Origin of the sequence: Shewanella corallii, assembly GCF_023349125.1 — a bacterium.
In the GTDB taxonomy this organism is placed as follows: Bacteria; Pseudomonadota; Gammaproteobacteria; order Enterobacterales; family Shewanellaceae; genus Shewanella; species Shewanella corallii.
In genome coordinates, this window is record NZ_JAKIKT010000001.1 from 1,030,604 (window position 1) to 1,051,772 (window position 21,169).

Here is a 21,169-nt window from a genome sequence, read left to right on the forward strand (position 1 = left end):
GCTACCTCGCCGCAACCGGGCTAACCGGATTGACCTGCTGGCCCGATACCAATTTGTGCAGGCCGTTGGCGACCACACGCTCACCGCCAGACAATGCGCCTTGCAGGTAAGCCCTTTGCTTGTCTGTGTAGAGGATCTCTACGTCCCGGCGCTCCACAAATTTGCCGTCTTGTCGGCTATCTACCACATAGATATTCCAGCGCCCCCGCACGCCATCGGTCAGGGCACTGACAGGTACCCAAAAGCCAGGCGCTGCTATGGTTTTACGATAATCCAGATAGGCGAGTTCACCGTTGAATACTCTGGCATCCAGCGGCAGCGACATCCTCAGCTCAACAGTACGGGTAACCGGGTTAACTTCCGCACTGATCCCTTCTATGGTGGCATTAAATATCTGCTCGCCAACGGTCAGCGGCATGGTATCGCCATTATTCAGCTCCCGGGCGACATCGACCGGTACACCGATATAAGCCTTGGGGTTGCCCTCTTCGACCAGAGTAAATACCGGACTGCCCTGGGGAACGACTTCACCCAGGTTGTATTGGCGTTTGGACAGGGCGGCGCTGAATGGCGCGACAAGCGTGGATTTCTGCAACCTCAGCTCGGTGGCAGACTTTGACGCCAGCAGTCTTTGTCTGGCGGCCTGCAGGCTTTGTTGCTGACCTTTGACTTCATCCAGCTGCTGCGCCGAAACATAGCTTTCCTTGCTGAGTTCTTCGCTGCGGTTCAGGGTCCTTTGTGCCAGCGCCAGATCTGACTCATTCTGGGCCAGTGCGGCGGTAATCTCTTTCAATTCAGCCTGCAACAGAGAGGTGTCCAGCTGAGCCAATACCTGTCCTTTGCGCACCCGATCGCCTGTATCTGCGGTTAACGCATCCAGCTTACCCGCCAGCTCAAATGCCAGACCTGTCGTATTTCCGGCTCTGACAGTCCCGGTGAAGGTCTGCGCGTGCTCGTATGCCGGAACCTGTTTCAGTTCTAGAGTATTGACGCTGGGCAGGGTGATAGCCGCCCGGGCAGGTGTGGCTGCAGTTTGTTCACCGCAACCGGCAAGGCTCATCATAGCCAGTAACAGAGCGGCACCAGCGCTGTTTCTGCGGCAGCGGTTGCTGCTGTATGAGGTGCGAAGAAAGGCTGAAAACTTAATGTCCATGGCCGGAATATCCATAAAGGCTATAGTTACACAAAGGTTAAATTAGACTAAACAGTCTAGTTACATCAAACTGGACTGTCTAGTCTAGTTTGTGCTTAAATGTTTCCCAATTGTTTAAATCCTGAAATATAAGAGAGTTAGCATTATGTCGACAGTGGCTGTCAGCCGCAGCGCGCAGAAACGCCAACAGATACTCAGCAGTGCCATTGAGCTGTTTACCAGTCAGGGTTTGCCTAATACCAGTATGGACGAAGTCGCTAAGCATGCCGGGGTATCAAAGCAAACTGTATACGCTCATTTCGGCAGTAAGGATGAACTTTTTGTTGCGGCGATTGAGTCCAAGTGTGATGTGCATCAGGTGAGTGAAGATATGTTGTCTGATCCCACCCGCCCTGAGCAAACACTGGCCTGCTTTGCCCATCACTTTGGCGAGATGATAGTGTCGCCAGAAAGTATGCATGTCTTTAAAACCTGTGTGTCACAGGCTGATACTCATCCGGAGATCTCCAGACTTTTCTATGATGCGGGACCTGCCAATGTGCTTGGCCTGTTAGCTGGTTATCTGGCCGAGGTGGAAAAGCACGGTAAGTATCGGTTTGGTAACTGTCACCACGGCGCCATTCGCCTGTGTCTTATGCTGTTTGGCGAGATGAAGCTCAAGTTGGAGCTTGGGTTGGATACGTCAGATTTGGAGGCCGATCGGGAAGCCTATGTGATGGATACCGCGGCGATGTTTTTAAAGGCGCACCGCTGCTGAACCGAACCTTGAAGCTGTGCGTATTACCCTAGTTATGGGGTTTTCTATAGGGACTAATTAATATGTTAATCAGAGTGTTGTGTCTTGCTGCAACGGCGACATCCGTCTCTTTCCTGGCCGAAGCCAGACCTGCTCATATCAAACCTTTTTCTGTTACCGTCAGTCATATTCAATCTGGGGACGCTACGCTCCCGGGTGGCAATGAACTCGCTCGTCAGAGTACCAATCTGGAGTTGAGTGCCGGAGCGCGTTTTTCCCAAAACTGGGTAGCTGGTCTATCGGTCGGTGCTGACTGGCTGGATTATTCCACCCGGACGCCGCTGGCCTATTCAATGGGATGGGATGAGATCCAGCGATACCACGCTGGTGTCTTTGTCCGGTATCAGGCCAACGAGCATTGGAGCTTTATGGCAGCGCCCAAACTACAATATGCCTGGGCTGACGGCGCCAATCGCAGTGACGCTATCTCCTACGGTGTGGTGATGTCCGGTATGTATAGATTTGACTCCGGCAATACGCTGGGGCTGGGCGTGGCTTATCTCAATGATATTGAAGAGGTCAGAACCATTCCTTATCTCGCCATCGACTGGAAACTGACTGAGCGTTGGAGTATCGCCAATCCATTCCAGGCTGGATTCAGCGGTCCTGCGGGGCTGGAGCTGAGATATGACCTGTCTGATGAGTGGCAGTTTGGTTTGGGTAACTCACGCCGTACCACCCGGTTTTTGACCACCCTTAAAGGGGAGGAAGCGGCAGAGCTTGAAGAGTGGGTTGGTTTTGGCCGTGCCACCTGGCAGATGAATGATGCCATGACCCTGAGCGCTTTGGCGGGCTTCTATTTTGACTCGGAACTTGAAGTGGGCAGGGTGAAGCAGGAACTCGACAGCCAGGCAGCAGTGGCGCTGGCGGTCAAGTTCGCTTTCTAAGCGGGATAAGAGCGCAGATTACTCGCCCAGCATGGCCTCTTTCAGGCTGTCCTGGGCGGGCTCATCACCCAACCATATTTTCAGCAGAGCGAGACGGAAAGCTTCGCCATCAATGGTGCTCAGCAGCTTGCCATTTTTATAGCTGGTGACACTGCCTTCGCTGGTCAGGAAGCTGAACTGATCACCCTCTTTAATCGGCTCGGCAAACATCGCCATAAAGGTATCTATCTGGGCTTTAATCGGGCTGATATCACCATCTGTTGCCAGGTCGAAACCTTCGTTAATCGCATCCTGCATTTTCTCGGCAGTGATCAAGCCAGAGGTGATATTCAGACGCACCATGGATGAAGGCTGGGCCAGAACCTGCTCAAGTGTGTGGGCAGACTTAGGCAGATACAGGCTGCCAACATACAGGTCCATAAAGAACTTGCTGCGTACGCCTGCGCCATTCAGGGCCAGTTGGGAATCCTGCATCATAACTGAGCCAGGCAGTTGAATACCTGCAACATTGGTGACAGCCAGCGCAGAGCCGGAAAACAGCAGGGCGGAAACTAACGACAGTGAACAGAGGGACTTCATATAACCTCTTGGAATGCTTGAGTTGTTTAAATAGTTATTGGTATGCCAAACACACAAAAACCGAGACTGCAGTAGTCCCGGTTTTTGCTAATGTCTGACGTTGGCTCAGCCGCGAGAGCCCATATTAAATGTTCCATCCTGATGGAACATTACGGCTTGTCTGTCTTTCGGTGAGACCAGCAATGGACCATCATCAAAGAACAGAAAACACTTCCAGTTACGGGCAAACACATCCCAACGGGTTTCAACTACCTGGTACTTTTCATAACAGAAAAACACCTGAGTATCGCCGGCCCATTGAATAAACTCTTCCAACGCCAGTGGCAGCCCGGGTTCATCCGCATCCCATGCGCCTTGCCATTCATCAGTCTTGGTCCAGGCTTTGGGTTTGGTGGCCCAGTCTCCTTTGCTGAATTTATCCGGAGTTGCACACTTATCGCTGATCAGGTTGTTCCAAACCTGCATGGCACTTTTATCGCTCAAAGGTTTAATCAGTGCTTTATCTTCGTCAGTGACGGGCAGATCTTTGTGATTAAAAATCCACTTGCGCTTGTACTGGTCCAGCGGAATATAGGTGTGGCTCAAGCCGTTCTCCGGAATGTGAGTGCAAAAATTTGCCTGCATTATACTGACACATCTGAGATTACTCCATCCTCATGCTATCGCAGGGATGGAGTTAATCTGTGGCATGTCATTGTTGCGCCAGTGCCCGTGATAATTCAGTGACATACTGTTCAGCCAGTCTATTGTCAGGGTCGGCCTGCAGCGCCTGTTGGTACACGGTCAGGGCATCCTGATACTGCTCAAGTTGTAATAGCATCTCCCCTAGGCGACACCATGATGAACTGTCTGAGGGGTGTTTATTGAGATACTCCAGCCAGGTTTCCAGCGACGCAGGATAGTCCTTCTTAATCTTCAGCACTTGAGCCAATTGCGGCAGGTACTCATCAGAGAGAGGCGTCAGTGTGCGCAGTCCCTGCTCGGCCGCATTCAGTTGTCCTGTGTTGAGGGCCATCAGTACCATCTGCTTGTTTTCCAACTCTCCCCGCCAGCTGTCCGGCAGCTCTGCAAGAACATCGAACGCAGATTGGAAATCCCCTTCAAGCTGATGCAAATGGCTTTTTGCTCTGGCACTCAGGACTTTTGATTCTTCTGATGTTTGATAGGTATCCAGTGCATTGATTAGTTGGGTCAGCCCTACACGGTTTTCGGTCTCGACCAGGGCATGAATTTTCTGGGGGACCATCTCCAGTCCCCAACTGGTGAGCTTTTCATTGGTAAATTTGTGTCGCAGCGTTTCCTGTTTACTGGATTCCTCGATTTGCTTCAGCTCAGCGAGCAATTGCTGCTGCTCTTCAGTAAAGCCATCCAGCCAGTCAGGGTTTGCTGCCGTCACCATGTCCAACCTTCGGGGTTGATTGAACCTGATCCAATCTTTCAGCAGCAAGGTGGCATCAGGCTTGGTTCTTTGCTCCTCGACTCTCACTTCAATGTGTTTTATGGCGTCGCCCAGGCTTGCCTGTATGGACTTGGCAACGTTTTTCATTGCCTGATAGTAGTCCTGGTACATGGTGGTGATCTCAGTCTGGTCCCAGTGATCAGCATTACGGGTGGAGAGGAAACGGCTGAAATCGGCGTAGCCATAGAACTTCATGAATTTCATCTGAGCAGGGTATTTGGTTGTCAGTTCCTGCTCGAGGAGATTGAGTTTGTCCTCTGTCGCAGGAAGCTGTTGGGCATAAGACAGTGCTTTTTCGGCCAGCTTTTCTACCTGTCCGTACTTTTTATTGACGCTGCTTATCTGCGTCTTGAGCTGAATTAACTGCTCTTTGTCTGCCCTGTGTTGGAAGCTGCCTCTGATATCTGCCAGTACCGCCTGTTTGTCGACTTCCGGGGTAAGGCTTATCTCTGCCGGTGACTGATAGGAGATGCCGGATATCTGTGCTGCAAACTCAGACAGGTTGATGACTTGAGTGTCTTTGAGTAGCTCAGTTTGTTGTTGAAGCGATTTCATTGCTTCTGCCAACTGGGCGGTGGTCTCTGCTTTATGTCCCGAATTGGTATCGACCCATACACCAATTTTACTGATGTCCGGCCCCATCTTACCTTCTAGGCTTCCCGATGCATGGGACACCCCTTGAGGAGACCAGCACATGTCTACACCAAGTAAGAATATGTTTTTAAATCCGAGGTTTCCGGCAGTCCATATGGCGGCATTACTGACAGTTGGGCCAGCGGTTTCGATATTGTTATCTGACTCCCAGGGAACTCTGGAGCCGGTATAGAACTGGGCGCCACGCCATTGGCCAACGAGGGAAGGAACCGCATGGTCGGCATTGATAAATATGGTGGACGCAGGTAATTCAAGCATCTCTTTGCTGACGGTAAAGCTGACCCCCTGCGGGTCTACACTGACCACAAAATCAACCTGGACTCCTGCTTGTTGCAATTGATGAGCTGCGCGGGATACCGCTATGGTGTAGAGCGACGCCTGATTCTCTCTCAGCCAGTCCAGGTGGGTATCCAAAGAGGGGCCACCGCCAACAACAATACAATTCTGCTTGGTGAATCTGCCCTTCAATTGACTCACAGGGTGCAGATTGTCACAGAGGTTGATCAGTTGCTTGTGGACAAAATTCTTCTGATTCAGGTTTACACTGACATCAAAAACAGCCTTATCGGCGATATTGTTTGAGACGGTTTTCAGTGATTGGTAAGCGTCACAATAGGATTTTTTCGCCCCTTGAGACTCATACAGGCGAAGCTTATTTTTGAGGATGTAAATACTGTTACATTCCTCTTGCAGCAGTGCAGCAAGCTCCTCGTGTTGGATAATCCTTAGCTCAGACTGGCACTCCTGTGGGATTTCTATATTCAGGGTTTGCAGCACCGAGTCCAATTCCACAAAGATGAAACGGCTGTTTTGAAGGTCAGCGTTTTCCAGTACGTAATTCGCCAGCAGCCCGGAGTCGGTACCCACAACTATATTCAGGTAGCCGTCGTTCAGCAGGTCATTGTACTTATCGTTAAAGACCTTTGAGGACTCTCGTGCCTCAAATTGTTGCCGATTGATGGAGGGCAGATAGACTTCTCCAAAGGGGCTGACGGCAAATTCCAGCTGTTGCGTATTGACCACTGACATATCATCTCCATCTATCATGCCCGCTAATGGCGGTGCCTGAATCTGTCAAACTTGCTTATTTACATATCTCATAGCAAAAATCGCACCACAGGGAAGTTAAAGCACTTAAAGAAAAATAACCCATGGGTCGCCTTAATCATTGACGCCAGCTAAAGCATAGCCATAAGTCGATTTTTCATCACTAAAATCATGAGCTAAGCTTACTAGACAATTGATTGGCATAGAGTATGCTTCGTGATTATTGCTGCCACGTTTTTGACAGTGCTGAAAACAACCTAGTGGAAGACTGAATATGTTTGACAACAAGTCGATATTGATCACCGGTGGCACAGGCTCATTCGGACAAAAATATACCAAGACGCTATTGGAGCGTTATAACCCAAAGCGACTGATTATTTTGTCTCGGGATGAGCTTAAGCAGTTTGAAATGCAACAGAAATTTCATGCTCCCTGCATGCGCTATTTCATCGGTGATGTCAGAGATGTCGAACGTCTGAAGCAGGCATTCAGAGGTGTGGATTATGTGATTCATGCGGCGGCACTGAAACAGGTTCCGTCAGCCGAATACAATCCCATGGAATGTATTAAAACCAATATTAATGGTGCCGAAAACGTGATTCAGGCAGCCATTGCCAATAACGTCAAAAAAGTTATCGCACTATCAACCGATAAGGCTGCAAACCCAATTAACCTTTATGGTGCCACCAAGCTGGCATCAGACAAGCTGTTTGTCGCCGCCAATAATATGGTGGGGCAGGGAGAAACCCGTTTTGCGGCAGTGCGCTACGGTAACGTAGTGGGCAGTCGTGGCAGTGTTGTGCCTTTCTTCAAGTCAAAAATTGCCGAGGGCGCAGAGAGTTTGCCCATTACCCACCCGGATATGACCCGGTTCTGGATTACCCTGCAAGACGGGGTGGACTTTGTTCTCAAGAACTTTGCCCGTATGCAGGGGGGCGAGATATTTGTGCCCAAGATTCCGTCAGTTCGTATCACTGAACTGGCGTCAGCCTATGCACCGGATATGCGACAGGAAATTGTCGGTATTCGCCCCGGCGAGAAGATGCATGAAATTATGTGTCCTGCCGATGATTCGCACCATACGATAGAATTTGATGACCACTTCGTTATTTCACCAAGTATCAAGTTTTTCGGCAGGGAGACAGACTTCCATACCAATGCATTGGGTGAGACGGGTGTCCCGGTTCCTGAGGGATATGAATATAACTCAGGCACCAATCCTCGTTTCCTGAGTACAGACGAAATTCTGGCGCTGGACTGCCCATCATGATCCCCTATGGAAAGCAGGATCTGAATCAGAGTGATATTGATGCTGTTGTCGACGTACTCAAATCCAATTGGTTGACTCAGGGACCTCAGGTTCCGGCTTTTGAACAGTCCATTTGCGACTATACCGGCGCCCGGCACGCCATCGCGGTTAACAGCGCAACCTCTGCTTTGCATATCGCTTGTCTCGCTCTGGATATAGGGCCGGGAGACAGGGTATGGACATCTCCCATTACCTTCGTCGCGTCCGCCAACTGCGCGCTTTACTGCGGGGCAGAGGTTGACTTTGTCGATGTGGATGAAGCCACTGGCAATATGTGTCCCGCCGCTCTGGCGTCAAAACTGGCGCTGGCAAAACAGGCTGGTACTCTGCCCAGGGTAGTTATTCCTGTGCATCTGTGTGGTCACAGTTGTGATATGCAGGCTATCGCTGAACTCGCCAAAGAGTATGGTTTCCGGGTGATTGAGGACGCTTCCCATGGTATTGGCGGTAGTTATCAAGGGCATAAGCTGGGCAGTTGTGAGTTCTCTGATATCACTGTATTCAGCTTCCATCCGGTAAAAATCATCACCAGTGCTGAAGGCGGTATGGCCACAACCAATTGTGCAAGTCTGGCGCAGAAGATGGCTATGTTCCGCAGTCATGGCATCATTCGCGATGCCGGTGAGATGTTGCGTCCCGATGAAGGGGACTGGTACTACGAGCAGCACCAGCTGGGATTCAATTATCGAATGACAGATATGCAGGCTGCACTGGGCCTGAGTCAGATGTCCCGGCTGGATGAGTTCGTTGCTCAGCGCAATACCCTGGCGCAGCAGTACGATGAATTGTTGGCTGAACTCCCGGTTACCCAGGTAGCGCCTTTGCCGGATTCATTCAGTGCAAGACATTTGCAGGTGGTGCGTTTGCACAATGCATCTGACAGAAAGTCAGCTTTCAATGCGATGCGAGAAAGGGGCGTTCATGTTCATGTTCACTATTTCCCGGTGTATTTGCAGCCTTACTATCTGAATCTGGGATTCACAGAAGGTTACTGTGAAAATGCGGAGCGTTTTTATCAGTCAATTCTGACTTTGCCTCTTTACCCCAACTTAACCAATGACGAGTTGAGCCATATTGCAGAATCTCTTGCTGAGTGTCTGTAAACCGATATAACAAAGGCCAGCCTTATTGGGGCTGGCCTTTTACTTTCTGTTTCTCAATCCAGAGTGAAGCGCAGTTATTGTGGCGCTCGTTTCCAATTCCGGGACAGCTTCAGCATGCCTGATCGGGTTGGCAGGTATTGAGGCACAATGAAGCATGGCTTGCTGCTATCCGGCAGCGCTGAAGAGCAGTGGATCTGCCAGCCTTCGATGCTGTGTCCACGGCTGCCCATATCAAACAACTGAATTCGACCTGCATTCAAAGGTGTTTTCAGATCAGGGAACTGCGCAAGCAGTTGCACAAAGTCTCCGCCTATTCCCCACAGGGCTACCTGCTCACCACAATCCAACTGCTCCTGAATAGCTGTATGCAGCTTACTCAATGCTCCCCTGTGCCCAGCAAACCTCTGGGTGATAGAGGCCACAGCGGTTTGCTGCAGAGCCGATGTAAGAGGCTGACGTTCACCTGGCTTCAACAGCAGCTGCAACCTTGGAATACTGTCGGTTTGAATTTGATTGCAACTGATGCATTCAAGCCCAGCTGCCGCCGCGAAAGCCAGGGCGCTTGCCTTGGTGAAGTAGTGCAAATGCTGGCCATGAACCAGATTGGTTTCATGCAGTCGGTTGCTGTCATTGAAGCTGGCATCCGGCACTTCAATAAACATATGGCCATTTGGATTAAGCCTTGAGCCCAGTGCCGATAAAAAGGCAACCGGAGACACCAGGTGTTCCAGCACATGGCTGGCGGTGATCAGGTCAAACTGTGCTCCATCAGCAACAGATAACAATTGCGCCTGCTGGTTCAAATCACATCTCAGCCGGGGGATTGAGCCATCAGCCCCCACAGGGTTGAAGTCGATTCCGAGATAGTCCCCATCAGGATGGGCTGCTGCCATCTCTTTGAGCAACAAGCCTTCGCCGCAACCAAAATCAGCAATCTTGCGGCTTATCGGTAAGGCGTCGCCCATTGCCTGAACCATTTCGCGATAGGCATTGCTGCCATCGGTGCGAACCGGCCACATTTCTGGTTGGCCACCACCAGAGAAATACAGTGCTGCAATATCCTGCTCATTATGGGGGCGGGTGATCTGCACATGGCCACAGTGATGACACTCACCGACAGGGAAGGCCAGATTTTTGCGGACAAGTTCATCACCTGATTTATCCCAGATACCTGTATTCAGGGTCTCGAGATGACGCCACTGATCTGTTTGGCACAGTTGGCAGGGGGCCGGTGTCGGCAACCTGAAGTTATCCGGGTCATAGGGGTCAGTAACCTTGATCCCCCAATCTTTGGCCAGTGCGTGCATCTTTACCCGGGTTTCGGCCAGTGACGGCAGAAGAAATATCCGGGCTGAGGTATCACTGAGCTGGTCGCTGCCGAGTATGGTTTTGCCGCCCAGCTGGTGGCCTGCCCACTGATAGTCGTGCAGGTTCAATCTGGGATTGTTGAGCAAATCGACGAACTCGCTGTCCTGAAGCAGCAAATAGGCATCAGCGCCAATGCCCCAAAGGGCAACGCTGGTGTCAGGGTTAGAAAGGGCTGATTTCAGCTGATCAACAAGCAAACGCCGGACGTTGGCTCCGTGGCAGCGTGCAGCCTCTATGTTGTCCCGAATACCTCCGTCCATGGTCATCTTGTCCGGTAACCCCTGTGTCTTGTTTCCCTGTCCCTTGCTTCCCTGTACTTTCATTAGCATCTGCAGACGGGGAATATAGCCTGTGGTCAATCTCTCCACTTTAATGGGGTCTAACCCGGCAGCTCTTGCCAGTGCAATCAGATTGGATTCACTGAAATAGTGAATATGCTGCAGGTTAATCAGGTTGGACTGTCCGCAAACCCTGTCACTCAAGGGGGCGGTGAAATCTGGGACTTCGATAAACAGCAGGCCATCTTCGGTCAGCAGCCCGGCGGCGGCTTGCAAAAAGGCGCGTGGGTCTGGCAGGTGCTCAAGTGTGTGAGACGCACATACCAGATGTTGACTACCCGCGGGAATAAGGCCGTGCAGATTCTCTGCAATCGCGATATTGGCGCTGATATAGTCTATGCCTTCCAGGGCACAGCGGTCATTGAAGTCCACACCCGTGAGCTTAGCATCCGGGAACTGATGTCGGCAGGCTTTCAGCAAAGCGCCCGGGCCGCAGCCCAGATCGGTAATGCAGGGGGTGCCCGGCAGGAGCTCTGCAAATAATGACACCATCTGGTGATAGGGGAAGTGGCTGCCTACCAGCTGCTCATGCCAGAACACCTGCTCCTGAGGACCATGAAAATAAAGGGTTTGCAGCAGCTCCTCTGAGTATTCAGTCAGGGATTGTACATGGCCGCAATGTTGACACTGTCCGAGCGGATAATCTTTGGTGTCACGGGTCAGTTGCTTTGCGTTTGCCTGCCACACGCCAAAGGTCAAATGCTCAAAAACCTGCCAGGCTTCATGCCCACAAATACCGCATTGTGTCATATGGCCTCCTTGCTCAGTTGGTAATGCCACCATCTATGGTGAGGGTTTGCCCGGTAATAAAGGCGGCGCCGTCAGACAGCAGGAACTCAATTGCCGGGGCGACATCGTCCACTGTGCCAAGCCGGCCCAAAGGTGTTCGATTAATAATTTGCGCGCGTTTACTGTCGCTCAGGGTGGATGACATCTCTGTGTCCAGATAACCCGGTGCCACTGAGTTGACTGTGATGCCGCGACGACCATTCTCTCTGGCCAATGCCCGGCTGAGACCGTCCAGCCCGGCTTTTGAGGCTGAGTAAGCGGCAAGCCCTGTGTAGCCGCGACTACCGATGATGGAGCTGATGTTGATAATGCGACCACCGCTGTTTTGTCTGAGCATCATTCTCAGCGCTTCTCTGGCCATATACAGAGCGCCATTGAGGTTTATCTGCAGCAGTTCGTCACTGTCGACATTGGGGAAGGTGGCCAGAACCCCCTCTTTGGCAATACCGGCATTATTGATAAGCCCCCACAATGGAGCCTGTGCCCACTGGCAGGCATCGCTAACAAATGTCTGGGTTTGCGTGGCATCTCCAACCTCACAGGGGAACCATTTGAAGTTGTCGTTGCTCATTTCCAGTTCATTCAGGGCATCGGAACGGCTGCGACTGCAACCGGCAACTTTATATCCGCTCGATAGCAGAGCCTTGGTGAGTCCCAGTCCAAGTCCACGACTGACGCCGGTAACGATAATGAATTTCACGGGGTGCTCCTGATCTTCTTACCCGCCTGAGACAGTGTCAGATGGGGAGTAAATTGGATAATTCTGGGCCTGTGAGTCGGCGGTAACTGGGTGCAGAGTCGGTCGATTTCGCTTCGGGTGTCTGACTCATCTGTACCGGCAACCACTTCCAGGCAGACCAGGGCGCCGGTAATTGGATTTGCGCGGGTATAAACCCGACAATCCACCACGCCGGGCAAGGCCATAAACTCATGCTCCAGCGCTTCCAAATCAACCTTGGCTCCGGCGACATTGGCGATACTGTCCAAACGTCCCTTAAACAGGCAGCGTTCAGACGACAGGCTGACCCTGTCTCCGGTAGCGAGCGTTTGCCCATCCCGCACCAGCATCAGCTCTTCATCTTTGACTTCCAACAGCCATGGCAGCCCGGGCTTTCCCAACCAGTCGGCAGGGAAACCGGCTTTGCCGTCGGCAACGGTGAATACCACGCCAGCTTCTGTTGCGGCATAGATATGTCTGATACTGGTATCGGGGAAGAGGTCACGGGCAAGTTCCAGCGTGTGCTGATCGCATATTTCACCGCCAAAGGTGAGGCGGGTAAGTTGCGGTTTGTCATCTTGCCAGCACAGAGACATGACTCTGAATTGAGAAGGTGAAAGGCTGATGGCGTTAACCTTGTGAGTAAGGGCCAGTCTGGATTTCTGCTCCAGACTGGCACTGGTATCAGCTATCAGGGTGGCACCACTGCATACGGCTTGCAGTATCACCTGCAGGCCTGCAAAGCTCATCGGGTGGTAACAGAGCAGCCAACGGGAGTCTGGGCTCAGGGTTTTGGCGGGCAGCAGCTTATCCCATTGATGGAATACCAGCTTGGGAACGCCGGTTGTACCTGAGGTTTGCAGTCCTACACAGAATTTATCAGGCAGGACGTCGGGAATGGGAGTTCTGTTGTCCCGCAGGAAAATCACCGGCTTATCAAGTTGGTGTCCCAAATGGATGGCATTGACCATAGCCTTAACCAGCAGGGGGGCTGATTCGTCATAGGAAAGGATAATCGCCTGTCTGGACGCTGCAGCTGATGTGTCCCCGGGCAGCTCAGATGTCAAAGCCGCGCTGCTCCAGCACTGCTGCTGTTCAATACAGCGGAAACCAGCCGGGATCCATGAAGTCATATCAGGCCGCCTGGTACAGGGCTGACAGCTCATTCAGGGTCTGAAAGCCTTTAAATCCGTCTCTGAAAGGGTCTTTTCCGGTTTCCAGTTCCAGGGTGACCAACAGGGTCGCCAGATCCAGAGAGTCCATCGGCAGGTCCTGCAGAAAACGTGTTTCTCCCACGATATCAGGACAGGCTTCGCCTTTGGCGGCGATGATTTTTTCCAGTTCGGCAATAATCAGGGTTTTAATGTCAGACATAGTCACTTCCAGTCGTTGTATGCTGCCTTGATGTGTTCCAGCGAAAAGTGTTGCTTCTGGCTCTGCCAATCAGACTTAAGCTGCTCAAATACATGCACATCGTGAAACTCCCCGTTTTTGAGTATGTGTTCTTTCAGGAGACCCACAAGCCGGGTTTTGTGCAGCATCTGTATTTTCAGCACCTTGGCATTGGCGTTCATCACATAGTTGACGATCTTATTGAGGTTCAGGCAGTGGAATACATAGTTGCAGATATAGGTGTGCAGCGTGACGCCATATTTGAGTCGGGCATCGCGCTCATAGATATAGCTGCCGGTAGAGCAACGTTGGTTATGGAAATCTATGTCGGCAAAACACAAAAAGCCGATGGGCGTGTCATCGTCACAGATTAAATAACCGCGATAATCTTCACGCTGGCTGGCTGAAACAATCCAGTTACGCTGAGACTCAACGCTGGGGTTCACCAAATCGGTGAACATATTTTTGGTAATTTCCGGATGGGTGCGCCACTTAAGCAGTAACTCTGCGTCATCCGGCGTCATGCGCTTGAACTTCAGGCCCATATAACACTCTTAATTAGCAAGATAGGCACCTTCCACTGGCAGCGTGACCGCATTGATCCATTTGGCGGCATCACTCAATAAAAACGCAATCGCATTGGCGACATCTTCCGGTTTGCCCAGTCCCATGGGGTGTTGGGCTTCGATATGGGCGAATTGCGCCTGGGTCATATCATCCCGGGTTCGCTGCGCCATCTCGGTTTCAACCATAGCCGGAGCAACGCAGTTAACCCGGATATTGTCCCTGAGCAGCTCCATGGCCAGGCCGCGGGTGGCCGACATTAAGCCTGCTTTGCTTGCGCCATAAACAATGTTTCCGGGCTGGCCAATCAGGCCTGCGATGGAGGACACCAACACGATAGAGCCCTGTTGGGCCTTGGGCCTGCGATATCTGAAGCCGCGGGAAATTGCCAATGCGCTGGCCAGGTTGGTACGCATGGTCTGGTCGAAGAATTCCGCATCAAAGCTGCGGATGCTTTTGGTGATCTGTACCCCGGCACAATGAACAAAACCGTCAAAGTGACCGTGCTCGGCAGCAAGCTGCTGAACCCAGGGGGCCAGCTCATCGGTTTGCGACATATCCATCAGGCTCATGCTGTGGTTGTCGCCAGCCAACATTGTCAGGGTTCGGTTTAGCTCAGCCTCATTACGGCCATGTATCATTAATCGGGCGCCGAGGGAGGCGAGCAGCACACAGGTTGCCCGGCCTATCCCGGCAGATGCCCCGGTGACCAGTATGTGTTTACCGGTCAGGTCCAGCGGATTGACTTCAGCTGTCATAAATTATGCAGCTTCTGACAGGTGCTCAGACACCAGGCCAATCAGATCGCCCACTTTGGTGATCTCTTCCAGCTTGCTGCCCTGAATAACCAGATCAAACTCTTCGTCAGCCATGGCAATGACACTCAAAAATGCCAGTGAATCCCATGATTCCAGATCTGCCAGTACCTGATCTTCAGTCAGGGTGTCAGCGTCCAGTTCCAGTATCTCTTCCAGTGCGTTCAGAAATTCTTGCTTGTTCATAATCTTTACTCCTTAAATGACCTCTACAAATCTATCGGTCTCTCCGATAAATAAGCTATCGGCCGTTTTTTACAATGCTGAATCAGTGGGCCTGTTTCTGGATAACCGCCCGATTAAGTGAAGCGAGCTCAGGTTGGCTGTCCAGAAGCCTGCAGATTTGTTGATGGTCTGCATTTCGCCAATCATCCAGTTGGGAAACCAGTTGCCTGATCAGCGTCAAATCATCAGCCTCATCAACACATAAGCGATATTTGTGCCACTCTTCCTTTCCCTGATGGACGTTTTGCAGACGGTATCCACTGTCTGCCTGATATATCCCCAGGGTCACATGTTCTCTTTGTGGCTGAGCGCGGCATTGCTCGTGTATGGCCAACAGGGTTGCCATAGAGAACACCTCGGTATCGAAACCTCTGGGGTGAAAGCCCAAATCCAGATAGCTGTAGTCGGCGTTACCCTGCTGGTGGGCCTGTACCACGGCATCAATCAACTCAGGACAGATAAGTGGGCAGTCGCTGGTCAGACGGATAATCACATCGCCTGGTTCTGCCCCTGCAAATCGGGCGGAATCTACAAATCGCGACAGGACGTCCTGCTCTGAGCCGGAGACATATTGGTAGCCATTGGCCTGGCAGTGTTCGACCAGCGGGGCATTCTCTGCACCATTGGCAATCGCCAGCAGGTGTTGGTCAACCAAAGCGGCACGACCAACACGGCTCATATGCATATCCAGCAGGCAGGAGTCGGCAACTGGCAGAAGTATCTTGCCCGGCAGTCGGGTTGACCCCATTCTTGCCTGAGTGATGCATATCACCTTCATGCCATCTCTCCGTCATCGATGCCGTTTTGCAGGTGCTCAGCTTTCAGCGGGCTGCCATAGGCAATATCCTGACTGGCGCACTGACCCAGCACCTGAGGCAAATAACGGGTGTGCAGACCAAATGCCGGGCGAACCGAGCGCACATTGTCTTTGGTGAAGACTTCGCCCTGTTGAATGTCGCGGCACACATATAAAGAACGTCTGAAATCACGTCCGCCAGCTTCGCTGGGCTTAACGTCATAGTTAACCTGACCCAGAGCCGAACTGACCTGATTGCATTGAGTTACCAGAGTGGAAAACTCCTGAGGCTCCAGCGAGAAGGCACTGTCTACCGCGCCGGCGCTGCGATCTTCCACAAAGTGTTTTTCGACTATACAGCCACCTAAAGCGATAGATGCGACGGCTGTGGCGGTGGAGAGAGTGTGGTCACTCAAGCCCACCACAGTGCCAAAGCTCTGCTGTAAATCCACCATGGTCATCAGGTTGGTATCTTCCACAGGCGTGGGATAACCGCTGACACAATGCAGCAGCGCCAACTGGGTGCCGCCGCCATCGCGCACGGCCTGTACCGCCTCGGCAATTTCCGCTTTGGTGGCCAACCCTGTAGACATAATGATGGGCTTACCCGTGGCAGCTATGTATTTGATCAGATTGATGTCATTGATTTCAAAGCTGGCAACCTTGTAGGCGGGGCAGCCAAGTGACTCAAGCAGGTCCACCGCAGTGGTATCAAACGGGGAGGAGAACAGGGTGATATTGTGCTCTCTGGCCCTGTCGAATAAGGCTTTGTGCCAGTCCCACGGCGTATGCGCTTCCTGGTACAGGTCATGCAATTTACGGCCTTTCCACAGCCCACCCTGAAGGACAAACTCAGGTGCGTCATGGTTCAGGGTGATGGTGTCTGCTGTGTAGGTTTGGATTTTTATCGCATCCACGCCCGTTGCCGCAGCACTGTCAATCAGTGCCAGAGCTTGCTCAAGTGAGCCCTGATGGTTCCCTGAAAGCTCGGCAATAATATAAGGCGCCTGGCCCGGACCAATGTGGCGACCGTCAATCTCAAGTTGTGGAGCAAAGGCTGTGGGTTCAGTCATGGGCTTTATCCATATCCTGTCGCCAGGCCGCGTGGAACAGGGCTAATCTAGACTCGCACTGTCCAAGCACGCCTGGAGTGTCTGTATGTTGCATGTTCTTCTGGCAGGCTTCGGCCATCAGCCTGTCTTCTTCAAGAATGGTGTGATTGAAGTCGGTAAAGTTGGCGGTCACTGCCTTTTTAAACGCTTTCAGACCACGGGGAAGATCGGACTCCTGTCCCAGTGTTGCCGCGCCGCTTAACATCTTCAGGCGAAAATTAAGGTGGCAGCTGTCAGTGGTCACAGGGTCATAGGTTTGTACCGACATCAGAGAACCATTGGTAATACCCACCGCCAGGTTGGGGTAGATAAAAAAGTGATTATATTCAGTATATTCTGGGTGTTGAGTTAGCTTTAACTTACTTCTCACTCCTTGCCACCACTCTTTGGGAGCCTGCTGCAGTGGCGTGTGTCCTGAGTTATGTCGCTTGTCCTGATCCAACTCGAACTCGGCTCTGGCGAGTTTTGAAAAGGTATCGGGATGAGTGCCGGGTACGTGGTAAACCTCAAGGACAGTTTCTACTGCCAGTTTCCAGTTTGATTGCCACAAATACTGGCCCTGGTGGACGGGCTCGCAAAAGTAATGCGACAGGCTTTCGAGAATATTGAAATATTTTCCTAAAAAGTCCGGCAAACTTTCCCCTTCAGGGGAGAGGCGGACAAACACGAAGTCTCCCGCCTGTGCCAACGAGAAGCGCTTGAGAGACAGTGACTTTCTGTCTGCCTCATCGAGTTTGAAGTCTGTGTTGTTCTTGGGGACGCCGGTCAGCAGGCCATTTTTGCCATATTTCCAGCAATGATAGGGACAGCTGAGCGGTCGATTGCCAGACGCTGCAGTCTGCAGCCGTGCTTTACGATGGCTGCAGATATTCAGCAGTGCCTGCAGTTCGCCGTTAAAGTTCTGTACAACAACGGGAACATCGGCAATTTCCAGGGTAATGAAATCATTGTGGTTGGCTAATTGGGATGCAAACCCGACAAACAGCCAGTGCTTTTTGAAGATCAGCTCCTGTTCCTGCTGTTGAACGTCAGCATCAACATAAGTCGTGGGTAATAACGATGGAGTGGTTATGCCAGCCATATTCCGTTTCCTTGGCAGCAGGGGTTATAGCTTTTGTTTCAACGCCTCGAGTATGCGTGAACACCCCTGAACATCAATTAATTGGCGCGCAAAGCGGCTCATATCCTGTCGCAAGCAGGGTTTGTGCCACAAATCGCTCACCTGTTCCCTTATTTGTTCCATTATCAATTGGTCCCCGGCGGCATCCTGTTGGCCATAAGCCCTGACATCCAATGCTCTGTACCAGGTGTTGAGTAAAGGTGATGACAGCGCCGGGGTTTGATTATCCACGCTGCACAGCGCCAGAGTCGGCACGCCCATGGCAGCGAGTTCTCCCAAAGTGCCTCCGGCCGCACTGATCGCCAGCGCCATGCCCGACATCACCTCAGCCACCCGGTCGCAATGTTCAAGTACCGTCAGCCGGGGATATTGTGCGGCAAGCGCCTTAAGTGCGGGCAGTTTTGCATGGTTAAGGCTGCCCAGTAATACTGTGATATCAGCATCCTGCAGCAGCTCACATATTGAGCTTGCCAGTGGTAGCGCCATTTGTTTGACATCGGCACCACCCAGGGTAATCAGCACGCCCTGGCGATCTTGGTATTCCACATCGGCAACTTTGCCGAACTCAGGTCGCAGCAAGGTGTAGCTGGGGCCTAGCAACAAACTCGCCTCGGCGGTGCGCGGACGATAATCTGCTTCACTCATATTGGGCGCCGGATTGACCACCAGGTCGACCGGCAGTGGATGACTGTCTATGGCATCATCCAGCGCCAGCTTAACGCAGTTGAGTCGGACCAGTGTTTGCCACTCTGCGGGCGACAGAAAGTAGTCATCAATAATGATGGCGTCCGCTTTCATTGCTTCCAGCTGCGCAATATTCAGCGGCTCTGACAGCTCGGTGAACCCGAATCCCATATTGGCTAAACGAGCCGCCATTGCCGGGTGGCAGTATTTTCCGCAAAAGCTGATGCGCCAATTGGTTTTGTCAGCCCAGGACACTATGGCCAGCATCCGCATCATATGGCCCGAGCCCAGCGTAGCTGAGCTGTTGCCGTAGCAAACCAGATGATGCTCAGGCAATCAGGTATCCTCCGTCCACCGGCAGTGTGTGGCCTGAGATATGGCTGGCTGAGTCAGAGATCAGATAAGCCACTGCCTGAGCGACTCTTTGTGGCGGTACCAGCCCCAGCGGATGTTCGTCTTTCAATGCCTGCTGCTGCTCTGGATTCAGCATGGCAAATTGCTGCTGAGCCTTCGCGCCATCTACCAGAGCCGGGGCGACACAATTGACCCGGATCTGCTTGTCTGCCAACTCCAGCGCACAGCTCTGGGTTATCGACATCAATGCCGCTTTGGAGGCAGCGTACAGGCTGCGGCCTTTGAGCCCTTTAAATCCGGCGACTGAGCCGATATGTACTATGGAAGCCGGAGGAGTGTGATGTTGTGGTTTGGAGAAAGCTGCTGTCAGCATCAGCGCTGCGGCGACATTGGTGTCAAAGTACTGGTGTATTTGCTTGCTTTTCATGCCCCGTAAAGGCGAATAGCCTTGATAGCTGGCACTGTGAACCAGGCCGCTCAGTTTGCCGTGTTCGCTGCAAAGGGATTTCATCCAGCCATTGATATCGTCCAGGGCGGTTAAGTCCATGGGGGCGACAATATGCTCGCCGGGTAGCTGAGCCTGGGTGGCCTGCAGTGCTTCTTCACGTCGGCCAACCAATATCAGTTGGTAACCGTCACCAGCCAACTGCTGACAAATCGCCAGGCCGATATCAGAGTCGGCACTGGCTCCCGTCACCATAATGAGCTTTGTTGTCATGCGTGCTCCTGAATCACTGAGCCAGTTGCAGAGGCGGGAAGTCGTCGGCAATTTCAACAATACCTGCAGGCATCTTGCCTATGTCTGCAACGATTGCACCCCAGGACCAGCCCACACCGAAACCACCCAAAAGCACTTTTTTAGGCTCTCCGTCGAAGAAATCAGTGAGCTTATGGCAAATCGCCAAAGGTACTGAGGCACTGGAGGTATTGCCAAAGTCAGCCATATCAATCAGGTACTTCTCTTTGTCGATTTTGGCCTTTTTGCGCAGGTGCTCAAGAATAAAGGCGTTGGCCTGATGCATCACACACATATCCAGATCATCTGCGGTAATGTTTGCCAGTGCCAGGGTCTCTTTCACCAGCTTGGGGACCACTTTCAGGGTGAAGGAAAATACTTCAGCGCCATTGAGTTGTAAGCGGGAATCTTTATAGAGGCGATCATGGGTTGGTTCATCCCAGCTCTCTTTTTCCGGCATGGTTGGGTGGCGGCGGCCACCGGCAGGGACGGCAATATGTTGCCCCCCGGTACCGTCAGTGCCGAAGACGGCATAGGAATCAGGCCAATCCGGGTCAAACTCCAGTGCGGTTGCCACTCCGGCATCGCCAAACAGTGGTTTGGTGCCTCTGTCTTCAGGTAACAGGTGGCGGCTTGAGGTGTCACCACACAGCACCAAAGCCCGTTTACCGCTGGAACTGTTCAGCAGCTGGCTGGCAATCCAGGTGCCGTAAATAAATCCGGAACATCCCAGGCTCACATCCAGACAGGCAGCAGTCCTGGGAAGGCCCAGACGATGCTGCATCAGACAGGCTGTGGCCGGAAGAGCATAGTCAGCGTCCTGACTGACATAAATCAGCACATCGACGCTGGAGGCTTCCCATCCCAGATTTTCCAGCAAACTCTCTGCGGCAGCCAGGCACATATCTGACGCGCACAAATGGGTCGGCAAAATACGACGACTGTGAATGCCGGTGCTGGCATACACTTTGTCTGCTTCTTCCTGAGTGAAAAACTCCGGGGTTTCGACATAGGAATGTCGGTGAGGCGGCACAGCGGCTTGCATCCCCGCTATCCTGACTGATTTGATAATCGCTTCCATACTCTTCCCCGAATATTAACTGCCTGAAATGATTGGTTTAAACTATAACATTGCATAATATAGCTTGAAAATCACTCCCAGAGGGGGACA

The 21,169-nt window shown here is 52.1% G+C and carries 21 protein-coding genes; 4 read left to right on the forward strand and 17 right to left on the reverse strand.

Annotated elements, in window-relative coordinates:
- Position 1 precedes the first annotated feature (1 nt).
- A complete protein-coding gene (locus L2725_RS04490; RefSeq protein WP_428985269.1) occupies positions 2-1,063 on the reverse strand; it encodes an efflux RND transporter periplasmic adaptor subunit in 1,062 nt (353 codons plus the stop codon).
- A gap of 235 nt (positions 1,064-1,298) precedes the next feature.
- Here L2725_RS04490 and L2725_RS04495 point away from each other — a divergent pair, with 235 nt between their 5' ends.
- On the forward strand, positions 1,299-1,910 hold the full coding sequence (locus L2725_RS04495) for a TetR/AcrR family transcriptional regulator (protein WP_249247827.1): 612 nt from the start codon (positions 1,299-1,301) through the stop codon (positions 1,908-1,910).
- A gap of 62 nt (positions 1,911-1,972) precedes the next feature.
- Entirely contained in the window at positions 1,973-2,836 is an 864-nt protein-coding gene (locus tag L2725_RS04500) for an autotransporter outer membrane beta-barrel domain-containing protein (protein ID WP_249247829.1), read from the forward strand.
- Positions 2,837-2,854: 18 nt separating this feature from the next.
- On the opposite strand, the gene L2725_RS04505 is transcribed toward L2725_RS04500, so the two are convergent.
- From L2725_RS04505 to L2725_RS04515, 3 genes are all read right to left on the reverse strand, one after another.
- Positions 2,855-3,415 carry a chalcone isomerase family protein gene (locus tag L2725_RS04505; RefSeq protein WP_248934606.1) on the reverse strand — a complete coding sequence of 187 codons (561 nt, stop codon included), beginning with the start codon at positions 3,413-3,415 and terminating at the stop codon, positions 2,855-2,857.
- Between the two features lie 105 nt (positions 3,416-3,520).
- Positions 3,521-4,000: a DUF2947 domain-containing protein gene (locus L2725_RS04510; protein ID WP_249247831.1), complete on the reverse strand. Its 480-nt coding sequence runs from the start codon at positions 3,998-4,000 to the stop codon at positions 3,521-3,523.
- 106 nt (positions 4,001-4,106) lie between these two features.
- Positions 4,107-6,557 carry a motility associated factor glycosyltransferase family protein gene (locus L2725_RS04515; protein WP_249247833.1) on the reverse strand — a complete coding sequence of 817 codons (2,451 nt, stop codon included), beginning with the start codon at positions 6,555-6,557 and terminating at the stop codon, positions 4,107-4,109.
- A 292-nt stretch (positions 6,558-6,849) separates the two neighbouring features.
- Here L2725_RS04515 and pseB point away from each other — a divergent pair, with 292 nt between their 5' ends.
- Positions 6,850-7,845, forward strand: coding sequence for a UDP-N-acetylglucosamine 4,6-dehydratase (inverting) (gene pseB, locus L2725_RS04520; RefSeq protein WP_115135037.1), 996 nt, complete (start codon positions 6,850-6,852; stop codon positions 7,843-7,845).
- Entirely contained in the window at positions 7,842-8,987 is a 1,146-nt protein-coding gene (gene pseC / locus L2725_RS04525; protein WP_249247835.1) for a UDP-4-amino-4,6-dideoxy-N-acetyl-beta-L-altrosamine transaminase, read from the forward strand. The genes pseB and pseC overlap by 4 nt, the downstream gene beginning before the upstream one ends.
- 74 nt (positions 8,988-9,061) lie before the next feature.
- On the opposite strand, the gene L2725_RS04530 is transcribed toward pseC, so the two are convergent.
- From L2725_RS04530 to L2725_RS04590, 13 genes are all read right to left on the reverse strand, one after another.
- On the reverse strand, positions 9,062-11,443 hold the full coding sequence (locus L2725_RS04530) for a class I SAM-dependent methyltransferase (RefSeq protein ID WP_249247837.1): 2,382 nt from the start codon (positions 11,441-11,443) through the stop codon (positions 9,062-9,064).
- Positions 11,444-11,456: 13 nt separating this feature from the next.
- Positions 11,457-12,182: an SDR family NAD(P)-dependent oxidoreductase gene (locus L2725_RS04535; RefSeq protein ID WP_249247839.1), complete on the reverse strand. Its 726-nt coding sequence runs from the start codon at positions 12,180-12,182 to the stop codon at positions 11,457-11,459.
- On the reverse strand, positions 12,179-13,333 hold the full coding sequence (locus L2725_RS04540) for an AMP-binding protein (RefSeq protein ID WP_249247841.1): 1,155 nt from the start codon (positions 13,331-13,333) through the stop codon (positions 12,179-12,181). The genes L2725_RS04535 and L2725_RS04540 overlap by 4 nt, the downstream gene beginning before the upstream one ends.
- A 1-nt stretch (position 13,334) precedes the next feature.
- Entirely contained in the window at positions 13,335-13,574 is a 240-nt protein-coding gene (locus L2725_RS04545) for a hypothetical protein (protein ID WP_115135027.1), read from the reverse strand.
- A gap of 2 nt (positions 13,575-13,576) precedes the next feature.
- Positions 13,577-14,137 carry a UDP-4-amino-4,6-dideoxy-N-acetyl-beta-L-altrosamine N-acetyltransferase gene (gene pseH, locus L2725_RS04550; protein ID WP_249247844.1) on the reverse strand — a complete coding sequence of 187 codons (561 nt, stop codon included), beginning with the start codon at positions 14,135-14,137 and terminating at the stop codon, positions 13,577-13,579.
- 9 nt (positions 14,138-14,146) lie between these two features.
- Entirely contained in the window at positions 14,147-14,914 is a 768-nt protein-coding gene (locus L2725_RS04555) for an SDR family NAD(P)-dependent oxidoreductase (RefSeq protein ID WP_249247846.1), read from the reverse strand.
- A 3-nt stretch (positions 14,915-14,917) separates the two neighbouring features.
- Positions 14,918-15,157, reverse strand: a complete 240-nt coding sequence (locus L2725_RS04560; RefSeq protein WP_115135021.1) for an acyl carrier protein — start codon at positions 15,155-15,157, stop codon at positions 14,918-14,920.
- Between the two features lie 82 nt (positions 15,158-15,239).
- Positions 15,240-15,974 carry a glycosyltransferase family protein gene (locus L2725_RS04565; RefSeq protein ID WP_249247847.1) on the reverse strand — a complete coding sequence of 245 codons (735 nt, stop codon included), beginning with the start codon at positions 15,972-15,974 and terminating at the stop codon, positions 15,240-15,242.
- Positions 15,971-17,065, reverse strand: a complete 1,095-nt coding sequence (gene pseI / locus L2725_RS04570; RefSeq protein WP_249247848.1) for a pseudaminic acid synthase — start codon at positions 17,063-17,065, stop codon at positions 15,971-15,973. Before pseI ends, L2725_RS04565 begins: the two co-directional genes overlap by 4 nt.
- The gene (locus L2725_RS04575) at positions 17,058-18,185 is read right to left on the reverse strand and encodes an aromatic ring-hydroxylating oxygenase subunit alpha (RefSeq protein ID WP_249247849.1); all 1,128 of its coding nucleotides are present in this window, start codon (positions 18,183-18,185) and stop codon (positions 17,058-17,060) included. The genes pseI and L2725_RS04575 overlap by 8 nt, the downstream gene beginning before the upstream one ends.
- 24 nt (positions 18,186-18,209) lie before the next feature.
- A complete protein-coding gene (gene pseG, locus L2725_RS04580) occupies positions 18,210-19,244 on the reverse strand; it encodes a UDP-2,4-diacetamido-2,4,6-trideoxy-beta-L-altropyranose hydrolase (RefSeq protein ID WP_249247850.1) in 1,035 nt (344 codons plus the stop codon).
- The gene (locus L2725_RS04585; protein ID WP_249247851.1) at positions 19,237-19,980 is read right to left on the reverse strand and encodes an SDR family NAD(P)-dependent oxidoreductase; all 744 of its coding nucleotides are present in this window, start codon (positions 19,978-19,980) and stop codon (positions 19,237-19,239) included. The genes pseG and L2725_RS04585 overlap by 8 nt, the downstream gene beginning before the upstream one ends.
- Before the next feature lie 13 nt (positions 19,981-19,993).
- Positions 19,994-21,079 carry a 3-oxoacyl-ACP synthase III family protein gene (locus L2725_RS04590; protein WP_249247852.1) on the reverse strand — a complete coding sequence of 362 codons (1,086 nt, stop codon included), beginning with the start codon at positions 21,077-21,079 and terminating at the stop codon, positions 19,994-19,996.
- Between the last annotated feature and the right edge of the window lie 90 nt (positions 21,080-21,169).

What these genes read in the sequence shown, in the direction of transcription:
- L2725_RS04515 (WP_249247833.1), bottom strand. Translation starts at nt 6,557, where the DNA reads ATGTCAGTGGTCAATACGCAACAGCTGGAATTTGCCGTCAGCCCCTTT.
- pseC (WP_249247835.1), top strand. Translation starts at nt 7,842, where the DNA reads ATGATCCCCTATGGAAAGCAGGATCTGAATCAGAGTGATATTGATGCT.
- L2725_RS04560 (WP_115135021.1), bottom strand. Translation starts at nt 15,157, where the DNA reads ATGAACAAGCAAGAATTTCTGAACGCACTGGAAGAGATACTGGAACTG.
- L2725_RS04555 (WP_249247846.1), bottom strand. Translation starts at nt 14,914, where the DNA reads ATGACAGCTGAAGTCAATCCGCTGGACCTGACCGGTAAACACATACTG.
- L2725_RS04495 (WP_249247827.1), top strand. Translation starts at nt 1,299, where the DNA reads ATGTCGACAGTGGCTGTCAGCCGCAGCGCGCAGAAACGCCAACAGATA.
- L2725_RS04490 (WP_428985269.1), bottom strand. Translation starts at nt 1,063, where the DNA reads ATGATGAGCCTTGCCGGTTGCGGTGAACAAACTGCAGCCACACCTGCC.
- pseB (WP_115135037.1), top strand. Translation starts at nt 6,850, where the DNA reads ATGTTTGACAACAAGTCGATATTGATCACCGGTGGCACAGGCTCATTC.
- pseH (WP_249247844.1), bottom strand. Translation starts at nt 14,137, where the DNA reads ATGGGCCTGAAGTTCAAGCGCATGACGCCGGATGACGCAGAGTTACTG.
- L2725_RS04500 (WP_249247829.1), top strand. Translation starts at nt 1,973, where the DNA reads ATGTTAATCAGAGTGTTGTGTCTTGCTGCAACGGCGACATCCGTCTCT.
- L2725_RS04505 (WP_248934606.1), bottom strand. Translation starts at nt 3,415, where the DNA reads ATGAAGTCCCTCTGTTCACTGTCGTTAGTTTCCGCCCTGCTGTTTTCC.
- L2725_RS04590 (WP_249247852.1), bottom strand. Translation starts at nt 21,079, where the DNA reads ATGGAAGCGATTATCAAATCAGTCAGGATAGCGGGGATGCAAGCCGCT.
- L2725_RS04530 (WP_249247837.1), bottom strand. Translation starts at nt 11,443, where the DNA reads ATGACACAATGCGGTATTTGTGGGCATGAAGCCTGGCAGGTTTTTGAG.
- L2725_RS04585 (WP_249247851.1), bottom strand. Translation starts at nt 19,980, where the DNA reads ATGACAACAAAGCTCATTATGGTGACGGGAGCCAGTGCCGACTCTGAT.
- L2725_RS04545 (WP_115135027.1), bottom strand. Translation starts at nt 13,574, where the DNA reads ATGTCTGACATTAAAACCCTGATTATTGCCGAACTGGAAAAAATCATC.
- L2725_RS04575 (WP_249247849.1), bottom strand. Translation starts at nt 18,185, where the DNA reads ATGGCTGGCATAACCACTCCATCGTTATTACCCACGACTTATGTTGAT.
- L2725_RS04565 (WP_249247847.1), bottom strand. Translation starts at nt 15,974, where the DNA reads ATGAAGGTGATATGCATCACTCAGGCAAGAATGGGGTCAACCCGACTG.
- pseI (WP_249247848.1), bottom strand. Translation starts at nt 17,065, where the DNA reads ATGACTGAACCCACAGCCTTTGCTCCACAACTTGAGATTGACGGTCGC.
- L2725_RS04540 (WP_249247841.1), bottom strand. Translation starts at nt 13,333, where the DNA reads ATGACTTCATGGATCCCGGCTGGTTTCCGCTGTATTGAACAGCAGCAG.